This is a genomic window from Lutibacter flavus (assembly GCF_900188355.1).
Taxonomy (GTDB): domain Bacteria; phylum Bacteroidota; class Bacteroidia; order Flavobacteriales; family Flavobacteriaceae; genus Lutibacter; species Lutibacter flavus.
Genome location: NZ_FZNX01000002.1, coordinates 595904 through 610639, shown reverse-complemented (window position 1 = coordinate 610639; position 14736 = coordinate 595904). Strand labels below are relative to the sequence as shown.

At 29.6% G+C, this 14736-nt stretch carries 8 protein-coding genes; 1 reads left to right on the top strand and 7 read right to left on the bottom strand.

The annotated features are described in order from the left end of the window. Positions 1–118 precede the first annotated feature (118 nt). Positions 119–865, top strand: coding sequence for a transporter (locus tag CHB63_RS08790; RefSeq protein WP_089378077.1), 747 nt, complete (start codon positions 119–121; stop codon positions 863–865). Here CHB63_RS08790 and CHB63_RS08785 read toward each other — a convergent pair. The 7 genes from CHB63_RS08785 to sov all read right to left on the bottom strand — a co-directional run bounded on the left by CHB63_RS08785 (position 855) and on the right by sov (position 14735). Beyond that, a complete protein-coding gene (locus CHB63_RS08785; RefSeq protein ID WP_089378076.1) occupies positions 855–1307 on the bottom strand; it encodes a retropepsin-like aspartic protease in 453 nt (150 codons plus the stop codon). The genes CHB63_RS08790 and CHB63_RS08785 overlap by 11 nt on opposite strands. Positions 1308–1328: 21 nt before the next feature. Then, positions 1329–4004, bottom strand: a complete 2676-nt coding sequence (locus CHB63_RS08780; protein WP_089378075.1) for a CHAT domain-containing protein — start codon at positions 4002–4004, stop codon at positions 1329–1331. Positions 4005–4013: 9 nt separating this feature from the next. Then, positions 4014–6014, bottom strand: coding sequence for a DUF7849 domain-containing protein (locus tag CHB63_RS08775; RefSeq protein WP_089378074.1), 2001 nt, complete (start codon positions 6012–6014; stop codon positions 4014–4016). A gap of 119 nt (positions 6015–6133) precedes the next feature. Then, complete coding sequence (locus CHB63_RS08770; protein ID WP_089378073.1) at positions 6134–6853, bottom strand: energy transducer TonB; 720 nt, start codon at positions 6851–6853, stop codon at positions 6134–6136. A 69-nt stretch (positions 6854–6922) separates the two neighbouring features. Beyond that, positions 6923–7285 (bottom strand): VanZ family protein, encoded by a 363-nt coding sequence (locus tag CHB63_RS08765; protein ID WP_245856876.1) that lies wholly within the window; start codon positions 7283–7285, stop codon positions 6923–6925. After that, positions 7275–7655 carry a glycine cleavage system protein GcvH gene (gcvH, locus tag CHB63_RS08760; RefSeq protein WP_089378072.1) on the bottom strand — a complete coding sequence of 127 codons (381 nt, stop codon included), beginning with the start codon at positions 7653–7655 and terminating at the stop codon, positions 7275–7277. The genes CHB63_RS08765 and gcvH overlap by 11 nt, the downstream gene beginning before the upstream one ends. A 27-nt stretch (positions 7656–7682) precedes the next feature. Continuing rightward, entirely contained in the window at positions 7683–14735 is a 7053-nt protein-coding gene (sov, locus tag CHB63_RS08755) for a T9SS outer membrane translocon Sov/SprA (RefSeq protein ID WP_245856874.1), read from the bottom strand. Position 14736: the final 1 nt, after the last annotated feature.

Genomic DNA, 14736 nt, shown 5'->3' with positions numbered 1-14736 from the left:
TTTAAAATATATAAATCCTGAACCAATTGGTTCAGGATTTTTTTTGATTTTATGATAATAGTCATTCTTATTTAGACTAATTAAAAATAACTTTGTAACTTTAATTGCGTTTAATGAAATGACTAAGCTATTTTACACCCTATTTGCTATCATATTAATAAATTTTCAGTCTTTTTCACAAACAGTTGAACCATCTTCGGCTATAGACAAAAGCATCTTACAAATAGAACTTGAATCTTTGTATACAATACAAAAAGAAGATTCCAAAAAAATGAAATCATGGAGCATTCCTAGTGCTCTTTTTAGATACGGATTTCTTGAAGGATATGAGTTACAATTAAACACACCTATTATTAAGGAGTACCTTTGGGAAAATGATCACTTAATTCATTCTTTAAACAAATTTGACGATATTCAGGTTGGTTTTTCTGTTAACCTTTGGAAACAACAAAAATTTATCCCGGAAGCTTCATTAATGGTTAGGGCAATTTTGCCAACCGATTCAAAATTTGAACTAAATAAAATAGGGAAAATATGTTCTTTAAACTTATCTAATTCAATATCTCAAAAATTTTCATTTAACTATAACATCGGCTATGTTCTTGAAACTGATAATTCAAAATCTGGTTTCTATATTGCAAATATTGGTTTTGAGGCCAATTCTAAATTGCATTTTTTTATAGAAAATTTTGGAGACTTTACAAATAAAAAATTAATGTCACATAATATAAATACAGGTGTAGGATACAATTTTAATGAAAAATTAATTTTAGATGTGTCTGTAGCAAATGGACTAAATCACAATATGTTTTATGTTGGTGGTATTTTAACTTATGTGTTAAACATTAAAAAAATTAATATCTAAAAACAAGCTTTTTTAAGTAAATACATTTATTTTTATAATCAATAATTGCTTTTCCCTTTTCTAAAATATCTGCTCCAATAATTCCATGAACAGCTTTTGCATCGTGTTCAGTAAGTGCGGTATTTACATGAGACAAATCCAACAACACCATGTTTAAATTTTTATAACTCCACTTTTTTAGTTCAATTTTATTTTTTGAAGAAATTTTTGTTTCCATTCCAATTGCCCCGGCACCAGCTGCTTTTGTTTCAGAATCTTTTACATTTAACTTAAACTCCTCTGCCAAATTAATATCAATACATGAGTTTGAGGCTCCAGTATCTAAAATAAATCGCCCATTTACACCATTTAATTTCGCCTTAATCTCAAAATGGTTTGTGTTTATTTTTTTGAGTTTAATTTTAGAGTAACCCTTTCTTATAAGAATATTATTTAAATTCATTCAATAAATATTTATTCAAATCTAACTCTTTTTGTAAATAAAATAGCCCGCTATTATTATTATAAATCCAAATAACATAAACCAACTTAAATAATAATTGCTTTTTTCTTTTAAATCCGTATCTCCAATATAAATAAAACTCGCCCAATAATAAGGAGATTTTTTAACCGAAGAAATACTTTCATTTTGTAAGTAAGCTAATTTTGAATGTCTTAATGCACTAGATTTATTGCCTGATTTTTTAAACTTTTTATAAAAACCAGCTATTAAATTTTCGGTAGATTTATCATTTACTTTCCAAAGTGATACTATCAAATTTTTAACACCTGCATAGGAAAATCCTCTAGCCAAACTCATTACTCCTTCTCCTCTTTTTAATGCTCCTATCCCTGTTTCACAAGCACTTAAAATCAACAAATCTGAGTTTAAATTGTAGCCGTATACTTCAGGCAAGTAAAGTGTTTCATCATAAAATTCTATCGCAGCTGGTATATAATTATCCCCTGCAGTTGCATGTGTTGATAAATGAATTATGTTGTATTCATCTTTTATTTTTTCAAATGCGTTTTTTTTTGCTTTTTCAAAAAGCAAAAATTCACCTTCAATTTCATCCTCTATACTTCTAGCTTCTTTTTCTGTATAATTCAACTCTGATAAATTTCTGTTATTATTTTTAAAAACCGGGAAAAACCCAATGAATTTATTTTCCTTCTGAGCTATAGCATTAGAATTACTTAATAATATCGAAGCTGAATAACCGTAGCTTATATTAGTTTTATTTATTAAATATGGTAATTTTTGAAAGTTTGTACTTTCCGTTTTTTCGGCAATTAGGGCATCAAATGGTAAAAATGAAAATATTCCGTCTGGAATAATAATTGTAGTTTTTGAAAGCTCCTCTGGGCCAATTTTTTTATATAACTCATATCCGAGTGAAACGTAATTAGTTACATTATTTTGAATTTCCGCCCCTCTTTCCTTAGCAAAAAGGTTTAAAAAATTACTAATTTGTTCTTGAAGTTCAATTGTTTTATTAATTGTTTCTATATGAATAGATTTTTCTTTTGAAATTGAAAACATATAAATATTATTTACGCCGTCGAAATATTCAATTAATACCTCCTCTTTTTTTAATAATTTTTCTTTAATATTTTTAACAGTTATAAACTTGTTTTCAAGTTTTAAATTTGGGTATTTATTATTAATTTCTTGTTTTAATAATTGAAGTTTATTAAAAACAGCTTCACGTTTTTTTGTTAATTGCGATAATAAAACAATATCCGCATTTTCATTTTTTAACTGTTCTAATGTGATGCTTTTATTAAGTTGTGCCTTATTAAATACGAGCTCTTTTTCTTTAATAAATAAAGAATCATTTTTAATAGCCGATTTTGCTAAGGTAAGTTCCTTATTTTCCAATAATACCAATGATTTGGTTTGTTCAGCAAATTGAAACGCTTTTTCAACCCAACTTAAAGCACCAGTTTGCTCAAATAAAATTTGGCATAACTCTATACAACTTTCACTTCTATTTCTATTTTCTTGCTGCTGTAATAGTTTTGAATTTTGACTTAAATACGCATTTCTTAATTCGGTCTCTACTAAAAAAGATAATTCATAATTTTCAATCGCTTCCTTAAATTTATTAATTTGAGTTAAAATTTGTGCTCTGCTATCAAAAACTTCTTTTAAAGTATTCTCTGCGTATAAAAATGTACTTAAAGGGTTTTCATAAATATCTTTTGGATTGTAATTTGGCAATAATGTAACCAACGAATTTTGACTAAAAGCTAATGCCATTTCATTTTCATTTTGGAGTCTATAAACCTCAGCAATTTGGTTGTATATTTTAGCTACTTCTCTATCATTTTTTCCAAAAACCACTTTAGCCGCATTCAAACTTTTTTCAAATTCCAAAAGAGCCCTCTCTAATTCATTTTTATGAATAAAACAATTTCCTAAAGTTTTGGAATTCCTAACCGAAATAGATAGCTCTTTTTGTTTGTTTAATTTGTTAGATAAAAGAGCATTTTCTTCTGATTTTTTAAAATCTTCCATCAATAAAAAATTGATAGCTAAATCTGAATAAATTTTAGATTTAAATTTGTTCTCTTTATCTAATTCTAGTGCAGAATTTAAATACCTGTTTGCTATCGAGACCTCTCCTTTTGTTCTAAAAACTACAGCCAAATTAGTATAACCAGATATAATTTGATCTAATCGATTTTCTTCTTGAGCTTTTTCAATTGTGATTTTTAAAATATCTTCGGCTCTATTGCTATCTCCTAACCTTGTATAATTATTGGATAAAGGCTTTAAACAAAATTCAATAATATCATATTTTATTTTCTTTGATTCATAAATTGAATACCCTTTTTCGTAATAATTAATCGAATTATTTAAAAACCCAAATTGCTTTAATTGGTATGCATAATTAATATAAAAATAAAGTAGCGCTATATTTTCGTTATCATTTTCCGGTTTTCTCCATAGCTTTAATTCTAAATTTGTGAAAATGTTTAAATTTTCAACAGAAGGATTTTTACCAAACTCATCTAAATGAACATAAATAAATTCGGCATAATTATTTTGTTGTTTATGGGTTTCAATATTGGATTTAAAAACAGCATTAGATTGTTGAGCTGAAACATAAAAATTACAACATATTATTAAAACAACAGTCCATTTTTTAAACATAAACCCGTATTATATTTTCCAAATTGCATAAAAATGAAGTTGAGCATTTGGTTCATTAAAATTATAAATATATCGAGCTCCTAAACTAGGTCCAATACGAGATGTACCAATTGTTATATCTCCAAAAAACCCATATTTAATATCACTTAATGTCGAATTTTCTGAAGTTGTGCTAGTCTCAGACAAGCCTTCAATCACCTTACCAACACGTTCATTAAAATAAGTGAAATAACTGGAGCTAGTTGTATTATCTGTCTTATTAGAAATGTCAAATGATAGCTGTGGACCAACTCCCAAACCAATTACTCCATTTAAATTATAACGAAACGAAATAGGTACAACATCTATATTTAGTTTAGTATAAGTTGTTTGGGTTTCATCGAATCTTATAGCACTATCTACAATAGTTCCATCGCTTAACTCAACAAATCCAATTGGTTCGCCTTCTCCTGCACTTATAAAATCAACAAACTCATGAGTTCCCATCATAATTTCGGCTTGTAAATATTTTTTATAGGGTTTATATGGTGAAATAGTTGCTCCAACAAAATAACTTTTAGAATCTTTCAAGTCTGGAAAACTATTATAACCCGCTTTAACTCCTATTGAAATTCCTGGTTTAAACCTCGATGTTGAAGTATTGGTAATAATTGGTTCATTTTTATCAAAAATAATAGCTGTTTTACTTTTCGATTTTACTTTGTGAAAATCCTTTCCAAATTTTAATGAATACTTCACAAAGCCTTTTGTTGAATCTTTATCATGAACTCCTTTTTGAGCAGTGCCTGGCAAATAAATATTTTTAAACTGAAAAGAAATTTGATTCTTACTCATTATTGTATCCAAACAACTATAATTTACCTCTTCATCCGGACAAATAGGGCACTTAGGATACATATCCAATACTTTTAAAGACGATTTATCCAACATTTTAGGAATATCCACATTTAGCTTAATTAAACGCGCTGGTCCTTCTCCATCATTTTGAAACCTTACTTTATATTTTAAATTTTTAAAACGAACCAATCTATAATTTAAACGGGTATCATACACTGCCATTTTATTAGGATCATGTGAAGTTACAATCTCCATTTCTTTGGTTAATACTTTATGTGAATCATTGCCTCTTTCTGGCACATAAATACTTCTAATAGAAATAACAGCACTTGTATCTTTCAACATTTCAGGCGTTGTTTTCAACGTAAAAAACATATTACGTTCTTCATTAGTTTGCATTTCATCAAAATCAAAAACTTTTACATCCTGATAATACTCTTTAGCTTCTTCTAAAGTTAATGGAAGGTTCTGCCTTAAAGTATCTGTTACTATTAATTTCTCATTCATAAGGGTGGAAATACCGGTAGTTTGTATCAATTCATTTTTAGAAATATATCTATTGTTATCAGCAATTATTTCCTCAGTAATTTCTTGTTCATTGTTATATAATCTAACTTCTGTTAATTCAAAGTTTTTAGCTTTGTATTTTTTCTCATTAAAAAATAAATAAATTTTACCGCTTGTAGGATATTCCTTCTCATTAGCATAACTTAAAACCAGTTGCATTTCTTCTTCTGGAATTGGATCTCTATTGGTTTGGATACGAAATCCATTATAAGCTGTTAATAATTGATGATTCTCATTTTCTGAAGTATCTATACCATCTTCATTAATTGCAACATCTTTTGGTCGGGTAGTTGGAGGTTTTCCATCATCATAATTATTAGTTACTGAAAGTCGAGTTTTATAAGTCCCTTTATTTTTAAATAAATGTTCAGGTTCTTCCTGAAAACTATAATCTCCATCTCCAAACTCCCAATAATAGGTATAAAAAGCTTTTGGTGCCCCAGCAATTTGGTTTAATTGAGGAGTATCCGGATTAAATGAAACCTTATTCCCATTGACAGTAAACACAATAGATGCTGTTCTGGAAATTGTATCTTTTTGTATAGATTGTGCACTTATAAAGTGACAAAATAATAACGCCCCAATTAACTTAAACTGATTTTTCATACAAACACCTTTTTAACAAATATAGAAAAACATTCTAAATGTTGGTTTATCGTTATTTATAGGCATAAAAAAAACTGCCTTAAAAATTAAGGCAGTTTTTCAATATTTTGTATAAAACGTTATTCTACTTTAAACGCAATTGGCAAACTATACTTTACACCAACCGGTGTCCCTCTTTGTCTACCAGGTGTCATTTTAGGTAATAAATTTACAACTCTAATTGCTTCTTCTTGTAATCTTTTATGAGGAGCACGTGCCATTACATCAACAATATTTCCTCTTTTGTCTATCTTAAACATTACAAAAATACGTTTAACACCAGGTGCTAAGCCTAAATCTGATGCTAAATCTGCATTAAATTTTCTGTTAACGTGTTTTGTGATTTTTTCTTGTAAACAGGCTCTAAGTTCTGCTTTACTTCCTTTACATCCTGGATAAACCGGAACATCTTCAATAATAGCAAAGGGAACATCTTCCATAACTTCCTCTTCCTCTTCTACTTCTATAATCTCTTCTACTTCAACAGCTTCATCTTCATCTGTTTCAGTTGATTCAATTACAGTTTCTTCCACTTCCTCTTCATCTTCAACAATTTCAATTTTATCTGGAGTTGGTGGTGGTGGAGTTTTTGGCTCTGGCGGTTTAATTTGTTCTATTTCAATAGTTTGTTCTTCATCTTCCATGTTTAAAACAACAGGACCAAGATTTCCTATCACTCTATCGTATGTTTTCTTTTCAATGGCTAAATAAACCACTAATAATGCTAAAACTAGACCTAACTGCATAAATAATTTGCTGTAGTTTTCTAGATTTGCTTTTGGACTTTTTTTAATCTGCATCTGTAAAATATTTTATAGTTCGCTAATTTAATAATTTTAAAACAACTTTTGCAATTAAATTTTTCTAATTCAGAAGTTTTTTTGTAAACCCTGCTTAAAAACTGTGATAGCTAATATTATTCCTGTTAAATTGGCTAATAAATCATAAGCTTCAGGTTGTCTGTTTTTTGTTACAGTTCCTTGTAAAACTTCAATAATTATGCCATAAATGAAAACAATAACCAGTATTATTATGCTAACTTTTAATTTTTTACTTTCTTTTTTATAAGAAAACAACCAACTTAATGTTAATAAAAAATAAGCTAAAATATGAATTGCTTTATCGGAAATACTAATAGTTGATGGCATAGAATCTCCTATTGGCGCCAAACTACCCCATCCAATTATTAACGTTAAAAAAATTGAAATGAAAAAATAATATTTACGCTCCAATCAGTTCGGTATATTGTTCTGAAGATAATAATCCTTCAATTTCCGAAGTATCAGAAATTGATAATTTAATCATCCACCCGTCTCCATAAGGATCTGAATTTACTTTTTCTGGCTCATCTTCTAAAGCTTCATTAAACTCAATTACTTCACCTGATAATGGCATTATTAAATCTGAAACTGTTTTCACAGCTTCAACCGATCCAAATACTTCATCTTTTGCTACTGTATCATCTAATGTGTCTACATCTACATATACAATATCTCCTAATTCTCCTTGTGCAAAATGTGTAATACCTACAATTGCGGTATTACCTTCTATTTTAACCCACTCGTGATCTTTTGTGTATTTTAATTCTGCTGGAACATTCATTATAATTATATTTTAAAAGTTTGTTTATTAATTTCCTAATACATATCTAATACTTAGCCCAGAACTAACTGATTGTCTTGGGAAAGTTGTTGAAATGGCATATTTAGATGAACTTTGATCAAAGTAAAATGTTGCAGTTAAGCTTTTACTAAGCGCATAATCTGCATAAAATTTAAATGACAGTAATCTCTGACCACCTGTTACCTGATTATTATCTTCATCAATAGCTCTAATAACAGTTTTATTGTCTCTTAAAGATAAATCTGCTCTTATATCTAAATCACCTTTTAACTTGGTTAGTTTACCGCCAAATCTAAATTTCATTGCTAAATCTTTAAATCGATACCCCATCCCGATAACATATTCCATCCCTTTCATTTGGGTAATGGTATTATTATTAAAATTTAGTGTTAGCCTTCTGTCTTTATCCACTCTACCTGTAAATGAAATGGAATTTTTCATTTTCAAATCTACTTTTAACAGCGGGCTAAATTCCTCAATTAAATCTACATTTGTAAATAAAGTTTTGTTAAAATAATTACCAACAATATCTGTATCTGCGTACGGATCTTCATTATTATATTCTAAATTATTATTAAAACTTAAAATTGAATAACGGGAATCATAACTATGTGAAAGAGAAAAGCTTCTAAATTTATCTTTAAACCATTTCAATTTCATTAATCCCTTATAATTTATTTGCCAACTTGGAATTGGAACATCTCTAAAGGCACTCAATTCAATTTTAGAAGCGTCTTGTCCGGTATATGCAGCTAAAAATGCCGGTAGTGACACTTGCTGACTAGTATCTCCAAATCCATCAATTGGTTGTCCTGAATCTGAAGCTAGTCTTTGAGCTACTATTGCTCGGTTTGCTTTAAATTCTTCAAAATTCGCATCACTATCATTAAAAGCAGTTTTTAACATATTATAACTAATCATAAAATTACCAACTTGAGAAACTGGTGAATTCGCATTAATTAAATTATCAACTACGTCTAATTGTTGTGAAGTGTTTTTTGTATATGTTTTATTACCTCTTAATTCAATATCAAAATCTCGAAAAGGTTCCACATTTATTGTAGCATCAAACTTATTCATATGCGTACGACTGTAGGTTCTGTTATAATAAGGATCATCAATTCCACGCGAAATTAACCATCCATTTTCAAGCGCTTGTTCACGAATATCAATTTGACTACCAAATACAAAACCTAAAGAAGGTGCAACGCCTCCATTAAAATTATCTTGTCCTAAAAACCCTATTTGTGGAATATAACCTGGTAAATAGGTTCCATTATTTTCTGAATAATTAAATCTGGCTTTTTTTACAGAAGTTAACAATCCATAAAACCCTTTAGATAATTGTCCACCAACAGATTTACTCTTTCTACTTGTTGTTGAATTTGGTGCTTTTATTGCAGATTCACTTCTTGTGGTTGAATTAGATTTCTTTTTATTAAATAATTTTTCTAAACCAATATTCTTATAAAATTTCTCAAAATTCAAATCCAATCCAATATTATGCGTGTTGGCATTTTGAATAACATTTCCAACTTTATCAACATAGGATTGAGATGAAGCCTGCCAATCAAAATCTGCTGTATAAGTATAATCCGCATCTATAAATTCTAAAAAAGGTATCTTGTTAATTGGAATTTTATAAGTTCCATTTAATGTTTGATGGTAATGATCTGGTCTTCCAATTGAAAAGAAATTATCAAATATTTGAATATCATCAGCTGCATTAAAATCATCGTACAAATAATTGTTTGAAGCTCTAAAATTAAACTGTAATGAACTTGTTAAATTATATCCAATTGTATAATCCCAATCAAACATAAAACGGCGTTGTTTTAAAGTAGGTAATTGAGGTAAACCTTCAATTAAACTTCTAGACATTTGCTCATTATAGGTTCTAAATACATTTGAATTTACAGAAATTGTAGAAGGTATTAGATTGAAATTAAAATCTTTTATAAATTTGAAATACTTGCTATTTAATAATCCCAAATTTTTGAAAGGCTCAATGCTCATTGGCTGAAAACTATAATTATAATTAGCAGAAGCTCTTACATTTTGGTCAACGAATTTTTCCACATTATAATCTCTATGAAATGTCTCGTTATATGCGTAAGAAACAGATAGGTTTTCAACATTGTAAAAACGTTGCTTTGCTTCAGAATTAGGATTAAATTGCTTTCTAACATTTATTAAACTGATACTTCTTCGTTTTGTATAATCCTGGCTACTGCTTCTATTTGGGCTATTTTCTACATTTGTATCTTCAAATAATACATCCTGATATTGAGAATCATATTTTGGATCCTGAACCTCTTCAGAAACGCTATAATTTAAAGGCAATGAAACTCCCCAACTTTCAGGTAATAATTTACCAATATTCACATTAGTTACCAAGTCATACAGCCTAGAATCTTCCTGACTACGCTCATTAACTCGCTGTTCAATACCTCCAAAACCTTGTGTTTCCATTCTCCCTGTAACGGCAACATCTGCAAAATCTGCAAAATTAACATCAGCGCTTACTACACTGGCCCATCCGCCTTCATTATCAAACTCAGCAACTCTCATTTCATTAAACCAAACTTCTGCACTTTGAGTGGAACTTGAAACGTTTTTTACACCAAGCATTATCGTTTTAATATTCGATAAATTTGGATTTCCTTTAACTCTTATTTCATATCCTTCTAAACCTTCTATTGGCGATGGCATCCCGTTGGCTGGATAAATAATATTTGGAGCAATACCTTCTTCAAATCGTAACAATTTAAGTTTTCCAAGATATTCTAAAAAAGCATCGATATTATTCTCTTCTGGCCAAACATCAATTGCTGATGAGACACCATATTGAGAAACTGTTAACAGTTTTTCTATTTGATAATAGTTGTCATTTAAATCGCTACCAATTCTAATAATTCCTTTTAATTCATCATTTTGAACTTGCGGTCTTGTTTGAACACCTTCTGCATGTAAAAACAATTTTAAATGTTTATACATTCTTAAATCTACACGAACATTCTTAAAAATTGCTCTTGTATCTTCCGGCTCTAAATCTGTTACTTTTAAAGATAAAGATTGTTCGTTTTGCTTTTGTAAAGTTGTACTTCCTCTTAATATTTCTCTTTTTATTCCTGGAGGTAACACATAAGGAATTGGATTTCTATCTTCATTTTCCTGAATATTAACAACACCAACTTCAAAGTTTTGAAGCTCGTTATTTGTTAATGGTTGCGATGGTACAATATTTTCATCTAATGTTTTTGTATAGCGTCTCCAGTCTCCTCTAACTAATTGAAGTTCCCCAAATCGTAAAACAATCGGCATTTTAAATTTGGTTAAGAACATTCTCATAAATCGAATGGAATTGAAGCCTGTTATATCGTTTACAACTTCATCTGGTGTGCTAACCTGAATTCTAAATTGCAACCATCTAAATTGTTTTTGGCTACCGTCTTCTAAATTAACATTAACTACTTTCTCATCAACAATATTATTTTGTCCAACAATTAAATCACCTTTATTTAAAGATACTTTGTATTGATAATAACTCTCAACCGAGTTCATTGTTTGATCTTTATCAATATCTTCTGTATCAGGAAATGTTGTGGCGGAAGTTGGATAACTCTCTGTTGATAAATTATTTGTTGGTGAATTTCCTTGAGTATTATTGAATTTTTTATACCTAGTTATAATTGAAGCATCTGAATTATCATATTCTGAACTTCTAAAATAACTGTAATTATCATTTGATGGATCTTGACCGAATCCAGTACCAAAAAGTTGCCTTTCCTCTTCATCATTTAAACCATCAAATCCAATATCTTGATTTAAACGTTCATTATCCTTATCGCTAAAAGCATATAATAATGACTGATTTGTTGGTATTTTCCCCCATATAGTTTCATCAGTATTATTAATGCTTAAAGGATCTTCTGGCAATCCATTTTCGTACATTTTACGTCCATCTTTTAAAACATCTTCAGAAACATTTCCAAGGTTAAAATACAATTCCCCAACTTGATTGGACAAATCATCTGGATTAATTCCTGTTGGTAGACCTTCTGCATTTGTAATTGAATAATGATCGTAAGGATCCATCAACCAAAATTGAATGTATTCTACATTAGATTGTTCAAAATTTGTAGTAGTAAGCGCTCTGGTAATTCCACCCCAACGTTCTTCCGGATTCGTAAATTTTCCATCTGCACCAACATTATTTGTGTCGAAATTATAACTTCCTCTTTCATTAGGAAAATATGCCAAATCTAATGTTCTTACAATTGTAGATTGCGTTAAATCTAAATCCTGTTCTGGGAATAATTCTTCATAACGCACTCTTCTAACTTCAGCACGTGAAAGCTCATTATTATCAATATTACCCGGTTTTAATGATGAACCACCATAAAAAAGTGGATCAATAATATACCAAGATAATTTTGCTCTTTTATAGCCATATGTTAAATCCGATGCATTTCCACCTAAATCAAATTGAGTTTGATATTGTGGTGTACTTGCTAAATGCCATTGTTGAATAGATTTAATTTCTAACGGAATTTGAGACCCTTCAAAATCATCTACGTAAGAAGTAGCTTCACCATCTAATTCTATTCTTTTTGGAGACCCAGGTCTTAGATATGCAAAATCACCACGGATTGAAAAATTGGATTCAACATCTGTATCTATATTTGGTAACTTATTAACCAATTTAGTTAAGAAAGGAACTTCAGTACCATAATTTGCATTTAACCCAAAAATTGTATTGTTAATTGGTTCTTGACCAAATAATGCCTTTTGAGTTACTGGCCTTTCATTTAAATTTAAAAAAGTGGCACCTGCTATAAATTTATCTGAAAATTTATGTTCTATATCAACTCCGAAAAAACGTTTTGTTTGTAAATTAAATGCTGCATTGTTTTCAACCGAAACTTGTATTGGTGCATTTGAAGCTTCTAAACTTGGATTTACAATTTGAACTCTACCCATCTGATAATCTACAACGTAATCAACACCTTCAACTAATTCTCTCCCACCGGTTGTTACTCTCACAGAACCCTGTGGAACATTAAAAGCGCCCAACGGAATTCCATTCGCACTTTCAGATTTGTGATATCCTTTAATTAAATATTTATCTTTTTCTTGAAAATTATTTCGAGCTTCAGACTGCGTTATAGTGTAAAGTTCTTTAAAAACATAATTTTCATCAGCAGTATTGGTTAATTTCACCTCCAAATCTTTACCAAAAGGTTCTATTGTTGGAAAAATAATATATCCTTTCTCTGAATTTACAGTTGATCCTTCCACATAATCAAAATACCCATCTCCCTCAGGAACAGAAAACTGATTTTGGTCTAACCGATCAATATCCATTAAATTTAGCAATGTTCTGTCCGCAATACCAGTCGTTTGTGCATTTTGCAACACATTAATTGGAACTCCGGTTGCATCATCAGCATATAACAATTCTAATCTAAATCCATCTTGCTGCATTCTATAAGTTTGTAAAGAATAAACATTCTTCATCATTAAATCCCACATAGGAATTTGCGTGCTTATAATTTCACTTCTTAATAACTTAACAATAATATTATCTGGTGCAATAATACCGTCACTTGTAAATTCCCCAACTTTATAAACTTTAGAATCTCCACTCACCGTATATTCAAAAGCTACTGCTAATACATCAGAATCTGAAAGTCTTCTATTTAAAGAAATAAAACCTAATTGAGGATGTAATTTATATTCATCAGGTCTCAGTTTAATTGCATTTTCTAATACAGAATAATCCCTTCCTTGCTGCATAGAGAAAGGAGCCAATCCATTTCCAACTGTTGAAATATTTCTAACCGGATTTACATTATCTAAAATTGAAGAAATATTATTTGCATCATTTGATGGCAACAAAGAACCTGGAACAGGCGTAACGTTTGCTGGTCCAATATTAGTGGCATCTCCTTCACCAATATCTGATAATGCTACAATATTTCTTATATCCAAGGTTGTAGCATTTCTATTTGTAACCCAAACTTCAATTCTTGTAATATTAACCGGACTATTAACTAATGGAAAATCTTTTAAAGCTTTATTATAATTATCTCTAAAATATTGAGAAATGAAAAAGTGTCTGTTTTGATCGTAATCAGTAGTTTGTAATTCAAATTCTTGAATTGTAGAGCCACCTTGAGCAGCAACTGATCTTGTTTGAGATTTTTGCTCGGCAAAAACACCTGTTACTTTTGTTCGTCCAAATTGTAATTGTGTTTTAACACCAAATAAACTTTGAGCTCCAACAATTAACGAATTCTTAAGTGGCATACTCACATTTCCCACTTCAATTTTTTGAAGAATATCATCTTCCGTTGGTGTGTATTCCAGTTTTATTTGATTCTGAAAATTGAATGTTGATTGTGTATCATATTGTGCACCAACTTTCAATCTTGTTCCAACCTTTGCTTGGATACTAGCACTAATTTCTTGGTCAAAATCAAAAGTAAAACTACTTCTATTTCGCTCAGATAATTGAGGATTATCTACTTTTTGATACAACATTCCCATTTTAACCAGCACAGATCCCTGCGGATTAACTTCTATTGTATTACCCCCAAAAATTGATTGAAAAAAATCTGACTCTACATAATATGTTGGCAATAAGTTTTTTTGAGCATCCGCACTACCTTTCTTTTTACTATTGGTTGCGCTAATTTTTCCTTTATAATACTCAAGCATATCTTTTTTAAGCTTGTAGTTCTTATATTCCTCTTGAGACATATAAATTGGCCGTTTCATATAGTAGTCACCAATTTTCTCAATAATAATATATTTGCCTAACTCCGTATCATAAATAATTTCTGATTTTGCAGGGTCTGTTAAAAACAAACTCCCTTCTTGACTATTTGTAAAAGGGTATTTTAGTTTAATTGAATCACTAACTTTCTCAACTTTAAGCGTGTCAACATCTGTTGCAACAGTTGTAGGTGGAACTTGGGCATTCATTGTCATTTGAAAAAACAACAATAAAAAAAATAAAATATATGTTTTAAATATAAATTTTGTGTCCTTCAAA

Coding starts and splice junctions, on each gene's coding strand:
- gcvH (WP_089378072.1), bottom strand. CDS start 7,655: ATGAATGTTCCAGCAGAATTAAAATACACAAAAGATCACGAGTGGGTT.
- CHB63_RS08775 (WP_089378074.1), bottom strand. CDS start 6,014: ATGAAAAATCAGTTTAAGTTAATTGGGGCGTTATTATTTTGTCACTTT.
- CHB63_RS08790 (WP_089378077.1), top strand. CDS start 119: ATGACTAAGCTATTTTACACCCTATTTGCTATCATATTAATAAATTTT.
- CHB63_RS08780 (WP_089378075.1), bottom strand. CDS start 4,004: ATGTTTAAAAAATGGACTGTTGTTTTAATAATATGTTGTAATTTTTAT.
- CHB63_RS08785 (WP_089378076.1), bottom strand. CDS start 1,307: ATGAATTTAAATAATATTCTTATAAGAAAGGGTTACTCTAAAATTAAA.
- CHB63_RS08770 (WP_089378073.1), bottom strand. CDS start 6,853: ATGCAGATTAAAAAAAGTCCAAAAGCAAATCTAGAAAACTACAGCAAA.